Raw genomic sequence first — 15,593 nt, forward strand, 5'->3', positions numbered from 1 at the left:
TGTCTCACGACAGCACTTGTTCATGAGTTTGGGAGGCGCTCCCGCGGCGGTCGTTCGATTCTCGCCGGGTCGCCCGGACGGCAGCGGATCGATTGGAGTCAGGCGGTGTGTGCCGGGAAGAGGCGGCCGACGGCGGAGACAACCGCTGCTCGGCGCGCTGCGAGGAACCCGGCCTGCTCGTCGTGATCAGGCGGCAGCAGGTCGGACTGGGATGCCCAGGCCATAGCGATCTGGTTGACGAAGACGAGGATGTCAATCGGCTCCCACGCGGTGTCCAGCTGGCCCACCGCCTGGGCTCTGCGCAGTTGCTCGACCTTGCCAGCGACGGACTGCCGGACGGCGTCGTCGCCTCCGTCACCGTTGGCGTCCAGCTCCAGCTGGCCCCAGCGCAGGAGCCGGAAGTGCTCGGGGTGGTCCAGGAAGTAGTCGTGGATACGGCCGGCGTAGGCGGGCAGGTCTGCGGGGTCCAGCCGGGTCGCTTCCGCCACGGCTGCCAGCTCCTGGGCCGAGACGTGCCGGTACAACTCCTCCTTGGAGCCGAAGTAGGCGTAGAAGCGTTCCTTGCTGGTCCTGGCCGCCTTGGCGATGCGGTCAACCCGCGCTCCGGCGATCCCGTGCCGGGAGAACTCAGCCAGGGCCGCCGCGAGGATGCGCTCACGGGCCGAATCGGCGCTGCTCCTGGTAGGGGTCATACCTTCCACGCTACCCGACCAAACCGTTTGGTTTGGATCTGGGCAGTCAGCGGCGTAAGGTCAAACCGAACAGTTTGGTTTGACATCGGGAGATTCCATGCAGCAGCGGACACTGGGCGCCCAGGGCCTGACCGTCTCGGCCCTCGGCTACGGTGCGATGGGCCTGACCATGGCCTACGGACCCGGCGACGAGCAGGCCGGCATCGCCGCCCTTCAGCGCGCGTACGAGCTGGGCGTGACCTTCTTCGACACCGCCGAGCTCTACGGCTGGGGCACCGGCAACAACGAGGCCTTGGTCGGCAAGGCCGTCCAGGGCTTCCGCGACCAGGTGGTGCTGGCCACCAAGTTCGGCTTCGCCCGCACCGAGCAGGGCCTGGGCCTGGACAGCCGCCCGGAGAACATCCGCAAGGTCGCCGACAACAGCCTGCGCCACCTGGGCGTCGACCAGATCGACGTCTTCTACCAGCACCGCGTGGACCCCGCCGTCCCCATCGAGGACGTCGCCGGCACCGTCAAGGAGCTCATCGACGCCGGCAAGGTGAAGTACTTCGGCCTCAGCGAGGCTGGCCCGCAGACGATCCGCCGCGCCCACGCAGTGCAGCCGGTCTCCGTGCTGCAGACCGAGTACTCCCTGTTCGAGCGCGACGCCGAACAGCTCTTCCCGACTCTGGCCGAGCTTGGCATCGGCTTCGTCGCCTACTCCCCGCTGGGCCGCGGCCTCATCACCGGCACCGCCAAGCCCGCCGGCCAGTACGACGCCACCGACATGCGCAACAACGACCCCCGCTGGCAGCCCGGCAACTACGAGAAGAACCTCGACGCCGTCGACCGGCTCGCCGCCTTGGCCGCCACCAAGGGCGCCACCGTCGCCCAGCTCGCCCTGGCCTGGCTTCTCGCCCAGGGCGAGCACATCGTCCCCATCCCCGGCACCCGCAGCACCGCCCGCATCGAAGAGAACGCCGGAGCAGCCGAACTCGCCCTCACCCAGGACGACCTCACCGCGATCAGTGACATCCTGCCCACCGGCGGATACGGCGCCCGCTACGCCGAAGGCCACCTCCCCACCTGGAACTGACCAGGAGCCAGCGTCGATCCAGCACAAATGCTGCTCGTTCTCATGAACAAAGCCACTCCCGCGTCCTCGAAGGTGAGCCTCTGTGACCACAGCCCGAGGGCAACAGGGAAAGGCTCCAAGAACTCCCGCGTCGTGAACGACGGTGTCCTGGCAAGCTGGGGGGCATGACGCCTCCCGACGACCAAGAGCTGAGTGCGGCGGTTCGCGACGCCGACTCGCCGGACTGGGCCGTTCGCGCGGCGTCCGGGAGGCGGCTCGCTGCAGCGGACAGGATGGACGAGGTTGCGGCTGTGCTGCACCGGCTTCTCCTGGACGCCCAGGACACCGCGGTGACCCAGGAGACGGCCGAGGCGCTGCTCGCGCGCATGGACACCGCCGGGCTTCGCTGCGTGCTGTTGGCCAGGAGTTGGGCGAGCGAGACCTGGACTGCGGATGAGATCCAAGCGGCCCTGGACTGTGATCCTGACTGGCTGACAACCGAAGGCGCGGACCGCCTGATCGCGCAGTTGCGTGAGCTGACGGGGGACACAGACGCCGGAGTCCGCGACGAGGCCCAACGGATTCTGGCGCGGTTGCGGCCGCGCGAGGAATGGGCACGGGACGGGTCGTCGGCCCGGCCACCCACCAGCAGTGGGACACCTTGAGCTCCGCTGAGAAGGCAGCAGCCGTCAGTCACATCCTGAGCATCCTGCATCGCTGAGCGCAGACCGACCCGTGTTCACACGACATCAGAAGGGTTTGCTCTGCGCCAGCAGCGCCGAGGTGATCGAGCAACTCCTGCAGGCCGGCCCCGCCTGCGCGCGCAAGTGCCATGATCGGGGTCAGAGCTCGGCGGTCCAGACTCCGACCGGGTGTTCACTGGGCGGCAGCCACAGCTGAGGCTGCGAGTTTCGATGCGCGGGCTCACTGCGGTCCTCCCAGTGAAAGCGCCCGTTCGTGTCGGGCCAGGCCACCTGCAGAACCGGGAGGGGCGGACGGCGGTAGAACCCGATGGCCCGTCCGAAGAAGGTCCGGTACCAGCGAGGATCAGCCTGTCTGAGCGTCACCGGCAGGCCGCGTGCGACGCCGTCATGCTCCTGGCCGTCCGCCAGTGCCGCGCCGGCCGCGACCTTCTCGCCGAGGGTGTCGAGCATGCGGTGCATGAGGTGGACATCGAGTCCGAACATCGCAAGCTCAGGCGTGCCGTGCGTATGAGCCAGGCCGATCGTGTAGGCGAACCCCGGGCCGATCTCGTCCTCGTAAACCATCGTGACGTGCCATCCGTGCTCCTGCACATGGCCGATGATCGTCCGATCGACATGGTCGGCGTCGTCCCGGTCGCCGTAGTCGTGGCACAGGACGCAGCGGCACTGGAATGGATCACCGGTCATGCGTTTGAGGGTACGAGGTGAGCGCTGGAGCGGGGTCGGCGGGCCCGGCACTCGATTCGCCCAGGGGCCTGTCCGGCGGCTCCTGCCAGACAGGTATCCGCGCCGCAAAAGTCGCTCACACGAATGCGACATCGCCCGATGACTGCTGCTCACGGTCCCGATACCTCAAAGGTATCGGGATCACGGAACAGGTATTGGACGCCCGAGCGGGTCGGTCACACCATGGCTGTCATGTCACCTCTCCCCATGCCCGTCGCTTGGTCCGAGCCTCTCCCCGAGGCGGCGCCGCCACCTGGCATGGCTCTCTTCCAACTGCCGACGGGGACCTACGAAACAAGGGCAGCGTTCGCATTCAAGGGCGGTTCGTTCCGCGACAAGCGCCGTTTCGCGGCGACCGCGGTCCTGGTGCGACATCCGAGCGGCGACCTGCTGATCGATGCCGGATTCGGCTCCCAGGTCGGGGCGCATATCCAGTCGCTGCCGCGGTACGAGCGCGCCCCGTACGAGCTGATCCGCAGTGCGAGCGCACAGTTGAAGGCGAGCGGCTACGACCTCGGCCATCTGCGCGGCGTACTGGTGACGCACGCGCACTGGGACCACGTGAGCGGCCTCGCGGATCTCCAGGTGCCGATCCTGATGAACGCCGGAGAGCTGGAATACTCGGGCGGAAACCGCGGCGGCCGAGTGTTCCGCAGCGTCTCCGCAGAGCACAGGATCGACCGGTACCAGTTCAACGGACCTCCCTATCTCGGCTTTCCGGCGAGCTTCGACGTGTACGGCGACGGCTCGGTGGTCGTCGTCCCCGCCCCCGGGCACACGACCGGCTCCGTGGTCGTCTTCGTCACCCTGCCGACCGGTCAGCGGTACGCCTTCATCGGCGACCTCACGTGGCAGCTCGACGGCATCCGCCGGCGTGCTGAGCGGCCACTCGTGCTGCGGATGCTCGCCGACAGCGACCCCAGGATGCTCCGTGAGGATCTGCTGCGCGTGATAGCGCTCGCGGGCGCCATGCACATTGTCCCCGCCCACGACGTATCGGCGTACGACGGGATCCCGCTCCTCGGCGACTGACCAGCTCGTCATGACTTCGACGACCGGGATGAGCCCGGTTCAGGCGCGGTAGGCCGACGTCGCAGTCTGGACGAAGGACTGGATGAGCGGGCTCGTGTCGCCCCGCCGCCAGGCCGTGACCACGCGGCTGGGTGCCATGTCCGTCAGCGGCACGACCGTCAACTCCGCGGACGGCAGGTGTCCGAGCGGGGCGATGCCGACCGTGCCGTTCCACAGCACCGCCTGCACGCACTCCTGGACGGCGCGGACGACAGGACCCTCGCGGGGCTCCCCGCCGTTCCAGTACGCCTGCCAGATCGGATCGGTGCCCGCCGGGAACTGGAACCACCGTCGGCCGGACAGGTCCGCCAGCGTCAGATCGGCACGCTCGGCGAGGGGGTCGTCGCGACGCAGGAGCGCGCCGACCGGGTCGGCGCGCAGTTCGCGGACCGTCAGGCCGGTCTCGTTGAAGGGACCGCGGGTCAAGGCGATGTCGACCGAGCCGGCCGGCAGACCGCAGGTCGGGTCCGTCAGGTCGGCCTCCCGGAGGCGGACCTCCACGCCCGGGTACCGCCTGCGGTAGGCGGCGGCCAGCCGGGTCGCGCCCGGGTCGGCGCTGTCGCTCAGGATGCCGACGGTGATGGTCGCGGTACCGGCCGCCGTGGCCACACGCACACGGGCGCGCTCGACCTGGTCGATCACGTTCCGCGCCTCCTCCAGCAGCACCACCCCGGCCGGGGTGAGAGCCACGCCGGTCGCGGAGCGGTGCAGCAGGGTGGCGCCGACGTCGGCCTCCAACCCCTTGATCGCCCGGCTCAGCGGCGGCTGGCTCATGTGCAGACGGGCCGCGGCCCTGCCGAAGTGGAGTTCCTCGGCGACGGCCACGAAGTACCGCAGCGTGCGTAGCTCCATACTCAGCAACGATACCCAGGCGGTATCAGGGTGCGGGCGGGCGTGCGGCAGCCGTGCCATCCGGCGTGACGACCGGGGCTGCCCGCAGGCCCGGCCACCTCTCCGTGGCCGCTGCCAGTGCGGCGGCAAGGCCGGAGACGGCGACGAGTGCGGCGAACAAGGCGGGGTAGCCGCCGACGCCGGATGCGATCGCCGAGGTGGCCCAAGGGGCGAGGGCTGCCGCGACGGTGGCAGGGGCGGCGAGCAGGGCGCTGAGGTGTCCGTAGGCGGTGGTGCCCCAGCGGTCGGTGACGGCGGTGGCCTGGAGGAGGGTGAGGTTGCCGCGGACGGTTCCGGCAAGGACGGCGATGGCGACGAGCACCGGGATCGGGCCGGGGACGGCGGCGAGGAGAGCGGTGGTGGCCCCGCCTGCCGTGATGAGGATGACGGTCCGTCCGGTGACGCCGGTGCGTCGGGCGAGGGAGGCGTAGAGGGTGCGGCCGAGGGTCTGGCCCAGGCCGCCGAGGCCGAGCGCCCAGGCGGCGAGGGCGGGGCTGGCGCCGCGGTGGGTGAGCAGCGGGATGAGATTGAAGACGACCCCGTACATGGCGAAGGCGGACAGCGCCAACGCGCCCGCGAGCAGCACGAACTGTCGAGTTCGGCCGGGCGTGCTCCTGCGGCCGGTGAAGCGCTCGCTGACTCGGTGGGCGGCAGGCGGCCAGGGATACCGCTGTGCCAGACCGTGCAGCGGGATCGTGACGAGGGCGAGGACGGCGGCCAGGACCAGGTAGGTGTCGCGCCAGCCGAGTTGGGTGGCAAGGGCGGCAGTGATGGGCGCGAAGGCGGTGGAGGCGAGCCCTCCGGCGAGGGTGACGGTGGTCAACGCCCTTACCGGGGAGGGTTGGTGCCAGCCGGTGAGGGCGGCGAAGGCGGGCTGGTAGAACGTGGCCGCCATCGCGGTACCGGCAGCCGACCAAGCGACGAAGAAGACAGTCAGGTTGGGGGCCATTGCCACGCCGGTCAGGGCCAGACAACCGACGACGGAGCCGGTGGTCATGACCGTGCGCGGGCCGTGACGGTCGATGATGCGGCCGACGGGTATGCCTGCGAGGGCCGAGACGAGCAGGGCTGTGGTGAACGCGGCCGTCGTAGCGGGCGGGCTCCACCCTGTTGCGTGCGTGATGTGCGCGGTCAACACGGGGAAGGCGTAGTAGAGGATGCCCCATCCTGTGATCTGTGTGATGCAGAGGGCAGGCAGGGCGGTGCGGGGCCGCGACCGGTCGCTGGTTCCGGTCGCGGCCCCATCGGACTGCGGGGTGGTCACGAGCCGCAACAGCCGCCGGAGGGCTCCGCCTTGATGGGAGCGCCGACGCTGAGCTGGACGAGCTACGGGGTCGGGGTGCAGCATCCGTTGCCGCTCGCCTGGGCGGTGTCGGGGGTCTCGAACAGTCCGGAGCCGCCGCAGACGCCGGTCTCGGGCAGGGTGAGCTCGACGCGGTCGGCGGCGTCGAGGTCGCCGGCGAGGGCGGCGGCGACGGAGCGGACCTGCTCGTAGCCGGTCAGGGCCAGGAACGTGGGCGCGCGGCCGTAGGACTTCATGCCGACGAGGTAGACGCCCGGCTCGGGGTGGGAGAGTTCGCGGTGGCCGTGCGGGTAGACCGTGCCGCAGGAGTGCTGGTTGGGGTCGATCAGCGGAGCCAGTCCGACGGGGGCCTGGAGGCGCTCGTCGAGGCGCAGCCGCAGTTCGTCGAGGTGGGACAGGTCGGGGCGGAAGCCGGTGAGGACGATGACCTCGTCGACGGGGTCGAGGCGGCGACCGTCTTCGGCGACCAGGATCACGCGGCCTTCGCTGTCGCGCTCGATGGCCTCGGTGCGGAAGCCGGTGACGGCGTCGGCGTGGCCGTTGTCGACGGCGGCCTTGGCGGCGAGCCCGAGCGCGCCGCGGGCCGGGAGCTGGTCGGCGCTGCCGCCGCCGAAGGTGGAGCCGCTGATGCCGCGTCGCAGCACCCAGACGACGTGCGTGCCCGCGCCGTCGGAGGGCGTGGCGAGGTCCGCGAGGTCCGCGAGGTCCGCGAGGGAGGCGAGGGAGGCGAGCGCGGTGAACGCGGACGCGCCGGCGCCGACGACGGCGGTGCGCTTGCCCGCGTAGCGGGAGCGGACCTGGGGGTCGGTCAGGTCGGGGACGCGGTAGCTGATCCGGTCGGCGGCGGCGTGCTCGCCGAGTGCGGGCAGGCCGTTGGCGCCGGCCGGGCCGGGCTTGGTCCAGGTGCCCGAGGCGTCGACGACCGCGCGGGCGAGGATGCGTTCCTCGCGGCCGTCGGCGGTTTGGACCTGGACGGTGAAGGGCTGGGTGTCGCGGTCGGCGTCGACGATGCGGTCGCGTCCGGCGCGGGAGACGCCGGTGACCCGGGTGCCGTACCGGACGCGGTCGCCGAGGGCGTCGGCCAGGGGCTGGAGGTACCGCTCGGCCCAGTCGCCGCCGGACGGGTAGGCGGCCGGGTCGGGCTTGGTCCATCCGGTCGGGGCGAGGAGCTTGTCCGCGGCGGGGTCGGTCAGCTCGCTCCAGGTGGAGAAGAGCCGCACGTGCGCCCACTCCCGTACTGCGGCTCCCGCGTGCGGGCCGGCCTCCAGGACCAGGGGTTTGAGGCCGCGTTCGACGAGGTGGGCGGCGGCGGCGAGACCGGCCGGTCCCGCGCCGATGACGACGACGGGCAGATCGGGGGAGGTGCTGCGGCTCATCGAGGTGCTCTGGCTCATCGGACTGTTCCTGTCACGGGTGCGGGACGGGGGGTCGCGGGGTGGGTCAGCAGCAGGTCGAGCCCGCGGCCTGGGGTCGCTCGCGGCGCCCTCCTCGGCTTCTGAATCGACGTTTGTCGATGCAGCATGCAGCAAGGATTGCTCCGTGCCTCGATGGATGTCAATATTGACGCATGTCGAATCTGAGCGTCTCGGAGCTGCCGGTCCTCCAGTCGGAGTCGGCGGTGCCGTGCTGCCCGCCGCTGACCGAGCGCCCGCTGTCGGCCGAGGAGGCCGAGCGTACGGCGGTGATGTTCAAGGCGCTGGGCGATCCGGTGCGGCTGCGGCTGTTCTCGCTGATCGCCTCGCACGAGGGCGGTGAGGCGTGCGTGTGCGACATCTCGGATGTCGGCGTGTCCCAGCCGACGGTCTCGCACCACCTGAAGAAGCTGAAGGACGCCGGGCTGCTGACCTCCGAGCGGCGTGCCACGTGGGTCTACTACAAGGTCGCGCCCGAGGTCGTCGCCTCCATGTCCGCCCTGCTGGACCTGCGCCGCTGAGCGCGCCCCGGCGTCGATGCCCGACAGGAACAGCCTGTCGTCCTAGGCTCGAAGGCATGGAGTTCTACACGATCGGCCAGGCGGCTGAGCTGCTCGGGGTCAGTTCCGACACCGCGAGGCGGTGGGCGGATGCGGGACGGTTCGCCACCACGCGGGACGCCAAGGACCGGCGGATCGTGGAAGGGGCGGAACTCGCCGCGTTCTGCGTGGAGCTCGCGAGGGAAGACGTCGGCGAGGACGGCGAGCGGCGTTCCACCTCGGCCCGCAACGCGTTCCCCGGCATCGTGACCGCGATCAAGCTCGGCGACGTCGCGGCGCAGGTCGAGGTCCAGGCCGGCGGATTCCGGCTCGTGTCGTTGCTGACCCGTGAGGCCGTCGAGGACCTCGGGTTGGAGGTCGGCATGCGGGCCACCGCCCGGGTGAAGTCGACCAGCGTCGTCATCGACCGGACCTGACCCGAAGCGGGACGATCGCAGGCCGGGACGATCGTAGGCCGGGCGGTTCACTCCCGCCCGGCGGCCCCGCTGTTCCTGCGGTACCCGAAGACCAGTGCCACCAGGGCCAGGCCGACGACGCCGCCGACCAGTTCCATGCCGATGAAGCCGGGCAGGCTGGACGGCTTGATTCCCGCGAAGGTGTTCGTGAACGCGCGGCCGATCGCCACGGCCGGGTTGGCGAAGGAGGTGGAGGAGGTGAACCAGTACGCGGCGCCGATGTAGGAGGCGACCGCGACCGGCGCGTAGCGGAGCTGGTCCTTCCTGGCCAGGCCGAAGATCAGGAACACCAGTCCGGCGGTGGCGACGACCTCGCCGAGCAGCAGGTGCCCGGCGGAGCGGTCGTGCGTGGACCACTGGACCAAGGGCTTGCCGAACATCGCGTCGGCGAGCACCGCGCCCGCGATGGCCCCGGCGACCTGTGCGGGCACGTACGCGGCGATGTCCCGGACGGTCAGGCCGCCTTCGGTGCGGCGGCCGGTCCACCAGTCGGCCAGTGACACGACCGGGTTGAAGTGCGCGCCGGAGACCGGGCCGAGCAGCAGGATCAGGATGCCGAGACCGAAGACCGTGGCCAGGGAGTTGGCCAGCAGCTCCAGGCCCACGTCCGGGGTGAGCTCGGTGGCCTGGATGCCGGAGCCGACCACGACGGCGACCAGCAGCGCGGTGCCGACGAACTCGGCGGCGATCCGCTGCGACAGCGGCGGCCGATGCGCGACCGCGGGGCCGGGCGGCAGCGCCGGGTCCATGTGCGTGGGGTCCGGGGTGTCGGAGTCGTCCACTATCGCCCCGAGGGTGGCGTCGGTGCTGGTCACGGGCAGGCTCTCTTGGAGTTGGCCGCGTCGTTCACGCGGGCGAGGGAGGCGAGACGGGTGAGCTGCTCGGTCAGCTGGTCCAGCACCTCGGGCTTGAGCCGGTAGTAGGTGAACCGGCCGCAGGGCTCGGTCTCCACCACCCCGGCGTCGCGGAGCACCTTCAGGTGGTTGGAGAGGTTGGTCTGCTTCGCGCCGGTCTCCTCCACCAGGTGCGTCGTGCACAGCGTCTCCCGCGAGAGCAGGCTCACGATCTGCATGCGCAGCGGGTCGGCCAGCACCCGGATCAGATCAGTATCGACTGACGTCAGCATGGACTGATACTCTCACATCAGTTGGGGCTGATGCCAGCCCGGACGACCCTTCGCTGCACGGCCGGGCAACCCGCGCCAGAAAGACCGATGATGACCACGAGCCCCGTCGCGTCCGTCCTGTTCGTCTGCGTCCACAACGCCGGCCGCTCCCAGATGGCCGCCGGGTTCCTGCGCCACCTCGCCGGGGACCGCGTCGAGGTCCGCTCCGCCGGATCCGTCCCCGGCGACCAGGTCAACCCCGCCGCGGTCGCCGCCATGGCCGAGGTCGGCATCGACATCTCCGACCAGAGCCCCAAGGTGCTCACCATCGAGGCGGTCCAGGCGTCCGACTACTGCATCACCATGGGCTGCGGCGACGCCTGCCCGATCTTCCCCGGCAAGAAGTACCTCGACTGGCAGCTCGAGGACCCGGCCGGTCAGGGCCTCGACGCCGTCCGCCCGATCCGCGACGAGATCAGGAAGCTCATCGAAGGCCTCATCGCCGAGATCGACGCCAGGGCCGCGCGGGAGAGCTGACGTCTCGTCGCGGATCGGCTCGCAGCCCCGCAGGCCTCGACGGTCGGCGTGCGGCGGTCAGCGCTCCTCGCAGAACTCGGTGTGGCGGCCGAGCACGGGGTCGTGCTTGCGCAGGACCAGGCGATCGGGGTCGTTGCGTCGGTTCTTGCGGGTCACGGAGGTGTAGCCGGTTCCGGCCGTGGACCGGAGCTCGCTGCACCCGCCGCTTGGCCCGGATGCGGGGCCGGTGAAGCGGGTCGCGGCTGGACGCATGCTGATCAGCACCCCTTGCCGTCAACGGCGCCGACGCCTGCCGCGACGCCGTCGACTCCGCCCGCCGCACTGCCCTGGAGGCGGCCGCTGCGCCTGACCGAAGCATGTGCGGGCATTCCTCGGGCCGGAACGTGCCGCGGTGTCGGCGGCCGTCCGGCCCGTCGGCCGTCGCCGCTGTGCCCCGCGGCCCCGCGTGCCTGCGGCCCCGCGGCCCTTGTGGTGCGCTGTGGCGGCCGCGGGGCCGCGGGGTGGGTCAGGGGGCGCAGACGGCGTAGGGGGTGAGGTTGGTGTAGTTGGTGCTCTGGTTGTCGGCGAGGACCTGCCAGCTGTCGCCGACGGGCCGGTCGGTGACCTGGGTGGGTGGGACGGCGCCGCCGCTCTGCTGGTATCCGCCGCCGGTGATCACGTGGCCGGCGGGGCAGGTGGCGGTGGCCACGGCCGGGACCCTGGCGGTGGCCACCGAGATGGGGTTGCTGCTGGAGGCGACCGTGGTGGTGACGGTGGCGGTGGCGGTGTCGATCACCGACACGGTGTTCGAGCCGTAGTTGGTGACGTAGGCGCGGGTGCCGCCCGGGCTGAACGCCACCCCTTCGGGGGAGAAGCCGACGGGGATGGTGGCGGTGACGGTGTTGGTGGCGGTGTTGATCACCGACACGTTGCTCGAGCCGTTGTTGGTGACGTAGGCGGTGGTGCCGTCGGGGCTGACCGCCACCGCGTACGGGAGGGTGCCGACGGGGATGGTGGCGGTGACGGTGTTGGTGGCCGTGTTGATCACGGACACGGTGTTCGAGATGAGGTTGGCGGCGTAGGCGGTGGTGCCGTCCGGAGTGAACGCCACCCCTTTGGGGGAGGAGCCGACGGGGATGGTGGCGGTGACGGTGTTGGTGGCGGTGTCGATCACCGACACGTCGCTCGAGCCGCTGACGTAGGCGGTGGTGCCGCCCGGGTTGAACGCCACCCCTTGGGCGGAGCTGACGGGGATGGTGGTGGTGACGGTGTTGGTGGCGGTGTCGATCACCGACACGGTGTTCGAGCCGCTGTTGGTGACGTAGGCGATGGTGCCGTCCGGGCTGACCGCCACCGCGAACGGGCGGGTGCCGACGGGGATGGTGGTGGTAACGGCGTTGGTGACCGTGTTGATCACGGTCACGTCGTTCGAGACGAAGTTGGCGGTGTAGGCGGTGATGCCGTCCGGGGTGACCGCCACCCAGTTGGGGCGACTGCCGACGGGGACGGTGGTGGTGACGGTGTTGGTGGCCGCGTTGACCACCGACACAGTGTTCGAGACGTAGTTGGTGACGTACGCGAAGGTCCCGGACGTCGCGGCCCGGGCCGGCGTGGCCGCCGTCACCGGCAGCGCCAAGCCCACCAGCAGCACCAGCCCCGCCACCAGGGCGCGCGCCCGGACCGCCCGCCGCGAAGCCTGACACGTGTCTGAATCCAGCCCCGCCGGACCGGGCAGCCATCGTCTGCAACTGATCATCGTCGTACCTTTCGCTCGCATGAACCCGGAAGGACGGCGACGCAGGCTTTCCTGGGGGTCGGCACGGCCCTTGCGATCCGATCCGAAAGCGGCTCCGGTCGCACCTGCCGCACCGCCGCGCTGACAGGACCTCAAAGAGCCACACGTCACCGACCGTGCGTCAGCGTACGTGGCGCGGTATGAAATATGCCTATCTGACACCTTTTCGCGCGGGTGATCCGGATCGGCGCTCGGGTGAATCCCGTGGTCGCCGGGGGCAGGTCGGCCGCAGGCGCCCGGGGCGCTACGCACCGGCGGTGCCGCCGACCGCGGCAGCGGCGATGCGGCACGGGCATGGCACGGCCGCCCGCCCGGGATGCGCCCCGTCAGGGCGCATCCCGGGCCGCGCAGGTCGACGACCTGACCTGGGCGGAGGACCAGGGGGTGACGGCCGTCGTCACCACGGGGATAGGCGTCCCCACCTGGGCGGCCGCCCCGGATCCCGTCACGGCGGACGCCGGCTATCGGCCGGGCACCATCAACATCCTGGTCGCCGTGTCGGCGCCGGTCTGCGACTCGGGCCTGGTCAATCTGCTGGCGACCGCCACCGAGGCCAAGGTCCAGGCCCTGCTCGACGCCGACTGCTCCTGCTCGGGAACCCCGACCGACGCGATCTGCGTCGCGGTACGGGAGCCGGTTCCGGGGGAGCAGCCCGAGTTGTTCGGGGGGCCGCGCTCGAGGTGGAGTTCCCGGTTGGCCCGCGCCGTCCACCGTGCGGTGCTGCAGGGGGCTGAGGGTGACCGCACTCGAGGGGATCGGGCAGGCGCTGCATCAGGCCACGGGGAAGTGACGACCCGACCTCCCTGCGGCTCATGCCGTCCCGGCTGGAAGGATGGCAGCTGATCACGGCCGACCGGGCCACGGAGCGGGAGGACGTCAATGCCGGTGGTGGCACGGGCGGGCAGGCTTGAGGACGGTGCCTGCCGGCACATGCTCGTGTGGCGGGCCGGGCCCGGCTGGCGGATGATCAGCAGCGCGGTGCTCGGCGGTGGCATCGGCGCCCGGGAGTGGGTGCTGAACGCTCAGGTCCGCCCCGGCTACAGCAGGATGGACCCCGACCGGCACCTTGCCGAGCTCGCGCGAGCCCAAGGACTCGCCGGCCCGGGAGTCGGCCTGATGACCGCCGCCCAGGTCGACGATGTGACCTGGGCCGTGGACCAGGGCGTGACCGCCGTCGTCACCACGGGGATAGGCGTCCCCACCTGGGCGGCCGCCCCGGATCCCGGAGCAGCCGACGCCGGACATCGGCCGGGCACCATCAACATCCTGGTCGCCGTGCCGGCGCCGGTCAGCGACTCGGGCCTGGTCAACCTGCTGGCGACCGCCACCGAGGCCAAGGTCCAGGCGCTCCTCGACGCCGACTACTCCTGCTCGGGAACCCCGTCCGACGCGATCTGCGTGGCGGTACGGGAGTCCGCTCCGGGAGAGCGGCACGAGCTGTTCGGAGGGCCGCGCTCGACGTGGGGATCCCGGCTGGCCCGCGCCGTCCACCGAGCGGTGCTCCAGGGGGCCGAGCGTGACCGGGCCCGGCGGGAAACGGGGAAGCCCGTTGACCACGGCGGGCCGACGCCGTCGTGCGCCGTCGCCGACGTGCTGGGGAGCGGGCGCTCAGGTGGCGCTGCTGCGCAGCTCTCGGTCGACGCCCTGCGACTCGGGCCGCATCTGGTCGAGGACCGCGGCGAGTTCGGGATCCCGCAGCTCGTATCGGACGATCCGGCCGTCCTTCGTGCCGGCCACGGTGCCGCCCGCTCGTAGCAGTCGCAGGATCTGCGAGACCGCGGTGTCGGCGATGCCGGTCGCCGTCGCCAGGTCGGTGACCGCGATCGGACCGGCGCTGTGGATGGCCAGGAGCACGGCGAGCCGGTGCGGTTCTCCGAGGAGCGCGAAGCGCTCGGCCCAGAGGGGGAGCCGGTCGGGGTGGCCGATGCCTTCGATCGCGCGGCAGGCGCGGTGGTCGTCGATGGCTTTGCGGTGGGCCCGCTCGGTGGGGACGAGATGCATGGGGCCCATTGGACCCCTGTCGCCGGGTGAACTGCAATGCCTTGCAGGTGACAGCACGTGTCGTCCCAGCCCGGGAGCGGTTCTCGTCCTCGTCCTCGTTCTCGTCCGGGCCGGGAGCGTCACGCGGTCATCGGCTGCCGGTCGCCCGTCAACTGGACGGTTGGGGCTCCTCGGTGGCCGCCGCCGAAGCCGGGGTGCTCTCGGCGAGGCCGGTCTGCCAGCGGGATTCGATCTTCCCGAAGCGCCAGTAGAGCAGGGCCACGACCCAGGTGAGGGCGAAGAGCCCGGCGATGACGAAGCCGGCCTTGTTGATGTCGAAGTTGGCCATGAAGTCCCAGAAGCCGCCGGAGAGGTGGAGCTCGCTGGTGAGCACGCCGAGGACCTCGATGGTGCCGATGAGGAAGGCGGCGGCGATGGACAGGCCGGTGATGACGAGGTTGTAGTAGACCTTGCGCACCGGGCGGGCGAAGGCCCAGCCGTAGGCGAAGTTCATGAAGAAGCCGTCGAAGGTGTCGAAGAGGATCATGCCGCCGGAGAAGAGCAGCGGCAGCGCGAGGACAGCGTAGAACGGCAGCCCGGCGGTCGCGGCGTAGGCGGTGGCGGCCAGGAGCACGACCTCGGTGGCGGTGTCGAAGCCGATGCCGAAGATGAGGCCGACGAAGAAGAGCTGCCAGGTGTGGTTGATCGAGCGCATGAAGCGCCCGAAGAAACGCCACATCAGTCCACGGGCCTGGAGTTGGCGCTCCAGTTCCGCCTCGTCGAAGGTGCCGCGGCGCATGTCGCGGAAGACCTTGAAGATCCCGGCGAGCACGATCAGGTTGAGCGCGGCGATCAGGTAGAGGAACCCGGCGGAGGTGAGCGTGCCGAGCATGCCGCCGAGCGTCTCGTAGGTGGAGTTCGGGTCGACCACCGCGCCGAACACGGCCTTGGCGGCGACGGTGATGCCGACGCCGACGGCCGACACGACGGTGGAGTGGCCGAGGGCGAAGAAGAAGCCGCTGGCGAGGGGGCGTTGGCCGTCGGCCAGCAGCTTGCGGGTGGAGTTGTCGATCGCGGAGATGTGGTCCGCGTCGAAGGCGTGGCGCGCGCCCAGGGTCCACGCGGTGAACGCGACGCCGAGGCCGACGCCGAGCTTGTCGTAGTGGAAGTGGTGGGGCAGCACGGTGAAGACGTAGATGCCCCAGCCGAGGCCGTTCAGCAGCAGGATGACCAGGGACATCAGGCCGATTCTGGCCCATTCCGCCGGGTGTAGGGACTCGCGGATCGTTCGTATCTTGGCCGTGAGCGCGGACACTGCGCATCCTCCTC

The 15,593-nt window shown here is 70.9% G+C and carries 17 protein-coding genes and 2 pseudogenes; 8 read left to right on the plus strand and 11 right to left on the minus strand.

The genetic code is table 11. The features are described 5' to 3' along the window. Positions 1–98: 98 nt before the first annotated feature. Complete coding sequence (locus TR50_RS15625; RefSeq protein WP_042420989.1) at positions 99–692, minus strand: TetR/AcrR family transcriptional regulator; 594 nt, start codon at positions 690–692, stop codon at positions 99–101. A gap of 97 nt (positions 693–789) precedes the next feature. Between TR50_RS15625 and TR50_RS15630 the strand changes: the two genes are divergently transcribed. Further along, complete coding sequence (locus tag TR50_RS15630) at positions 790–1,767, plus strand: aldo/keto reductase (protein ID WP_042420991.1); 978 nt, start codon at positions 790–792, stop codon at positions 1,765–1,767. A 164-nt stretch (positions 1,768–1,931) separates the two neighbouring features. Then, positions 1,932–2,411, plus strand: coding sequence for a hypothetical protein (locus TR50_RS15635; protein ID WP_042420993.1), 480 nt, complete (start codon positions 1,932–1,934; stop codon positions 2,409–2,411). A 177-nt stretch (positions 2,412–2,588) separates the two neighbouring features. Here the strand turns inward: TR50_RS15635 and TR50_RS15640 are convergent, their stop codons facing one another. Then, on the minus strand, positions 2,589–3,137 hold the full coding sequence (locus TR50_RS15640; RefSeq protein ID WP_042420995.1) for a DUF4262 domain-containing protein: 549 nt from the start codon (positions 3,135–3,137) through the stop codon (positions 2,589–2,591). 231 nt (positions 3,138–3,368) lie between these two features. Here TR50_RS15640 and TR50_RS15645 point away from each other — a divergent pair, with 231 nt between their 5' ends. Continuing rightward, positions 3,369–4,208, plus strand: coding sequence for an MBL fold metallo-hydrolase (locus TR50_RS15645; RefSeq protein ID WP_042421304.1), 840 nt, complete (start codon positions 3,369–3,371; stop codon positions 4,206–4,208). A 39-nt stretch (positions 4,209–4,247) separates the two neighbouring features. Here TR50_RS15645 and TR50_RS15650 read toward each other — a convergent pair whose 3' ends face one another. From TR50_RS15650 to TR50_RS15660, 3 genes and pseudogenes are all read right to left on the minus strand, one after another. Further along, on the minus strand, positions 4,248–5,099 hold the full coding sequence (locus TR50_RS15650; protein ID WP_042421001.1) for a LysR family transcriptional regulator: 852 nt from the start codon (positions 5,097–5,099) through the stop codon (positions 4,248–4,250). Between the two features lie 25 nt (positions 5,100–5,124). Then, entirely contained in the window at positions 5,125–6,402 is a 1,278-nt protein-coding gene (locus TR50_RS15655) for an MFS transporter (protein ID WP_042421306.1), read from the minus strand. Then, positions 6,399–7,817, minus strand: a pseudogene (locus TR50_RS15660) (FAD-dependent oxidoreductase). Before TR50_RS15660 ends, TR50_RS15655 begins: the two are co-directional and overlap by 4 nt. A 191-nt stretch (positions 7,818–8,008) precedes the next feature. Between TR50_RS15660 and TR50_RS15665 the strand changes: the two are divergent. After that, a complete protein-coding gene (locus tag TR50_RS15665; protein ID WP_042421004.1) occupies positions 8,009–8,374 on the plus strand; it encodes an ArsR/SmtB family transcription factor in 366 nt (121 codons plus the stop codon). A 56-nt stretch (positions 8,375–8,430) separates the two neighbouring features. Continuing rightward, complete coding sequence (locus TR50_RS15670) at positions 8,431–8,829, plus strand: TOBE domain-containing protein (protein ID WP_042421006.1); 399 nt, start codon at positions 8,431–8,433, stop codon at positions 8,827–8,829. 47 nt (positions 8,830–8,876) lie between these two features. Here TR50_RS15670 and TR50_RS15675 read toward each other — a convergent pair whose 3' ends face one another. Together TR50_RS15675 and TR50_RS15680 are read right to left on the minus strand one after the other, a co-directional pair. Next, positions 8,877–9,617, minus strand: coding sequence for an aquaporin (locus TR50_RS15675; protein WP_084700400.1), 741 nt, complete (start codon positions 9,615–9,617; stop codon positions 8,877–8,879). Positions 9,618–9,679: 62 nt separating this feature from the next. Beyond that, positions 9,680–9,994, minus strand: a complete 315-nt coding sequence (locus tag TR50_RS15680) for an ArsR/SmtB family transcription factor (protein ID WP_042421009.1) — start codon at positions 9,992–9,994, stop codon at positions 9,680–9,682. Between the two features lie 90 nt (positions 9,995–10,084). Here TR50_RS15680 and TR50_RS15685 point away from each other — a divergent pair, with 90 nt between their 5' ends. Then, on the plus strand, positions 10,085–10,510 hold the full coding sequence (locus TR50_RS15685) for an arsenate reductase ArsC (protein ID WP_042421309.1): 426 nt from the start codon (positions 10,085–10,087) through the stop codon (positions 10,508–10,510). A gap of 57 nt (positions 10,511–10,567) precedes the next feature. Here TR50_RS15685 and rpmG read toward each other — a convergent pair whose 3' ends face one another. After that, positions 10,568–10,762, minus strand: a complete 195-nt coding sequence (gene rpmG / locus TR50_RS15690) for a 50S ribosomal protein L33 (protein WP_042421313.1) — start codon at positions 10,760–10,762, stop codon at positions 10,568–10,570. A gap of 253 nt (positions 10,763–11,015) precedes the next feature. Next, positions 11,016–12,152 (minus strand): YVTN family beta-propeller repeat protein, encoded by a 1,137-nt coding sequence (locus TR50_RS15695; protein WP_236654435.1) that lies wholly within the window; start codon positions 12,150–12,152, stop codon positions 11,016–11,018. Between the two features lie 426 nt (positions 12,153–12,578). Here TR50_RS15695 and TR50_RS15700 point away from each other — a divergent pair, with 426 nt between their 5' ends. Next, positions 12,579–13,127, plus strand: a complete 549-nt coding sequence (locus tag TR50_RS15700; protein ID WP_084700368.1) for an adenosylcobinamide amidohydrolase — start codon at positions 12,579–12,581, stop codon at positions 13,125–13,127. 36 nt (positions 13,128–13,163) lie between these two features. Further along, a pseudogene (locus TR50_RS15705) lies at positions 13,164–13,808 on the plus strand (adenosylcobinamide amidohydrolase); the annotation flags it as partial. Positions 13,809–13,892: 84 nt separating this feature from the next. On the opposite strand, the gene TR50_RS48775 reads toward TR50_RS15705, so the two are convergent. Continuing rightward, positions 13,893–14,285, minus strand: a complete 393-nt coding sequence (locus TR50_RS48775; protein WP_084700402.1) for an ArsR/SmtB family transcription factor — start codon at positions 14,283–14,285, stop codon at positions 13,893–13,895. Positions 14,286–14,433: 148 nt separating this feature from the next. Beyond that, positions 14,434–15,579 (minus strand): Nickel transporter NicT, encoded by a 1,146-nt coding sequence (gene nicT / locus TR50_RS15715; protein ID WP_042421013.1) that lies wholly within the window; start codon positions 15,577–15,579, stop codon positions 14,434–14,436. Positions 15,580–15,593 lie beyond the last annotated feature (14 nt).

Origin of the sequence: Streptacidiphilus anmyonensis, assembly GCF_000787855.1 — a bacterium.
GTDB lineage: Bacteria > Actinomycetota > Actinomycetes > Streptomycetales > Streptomycetaceae > Streptacidiphilus > Streptacidiphilus anmyonensis.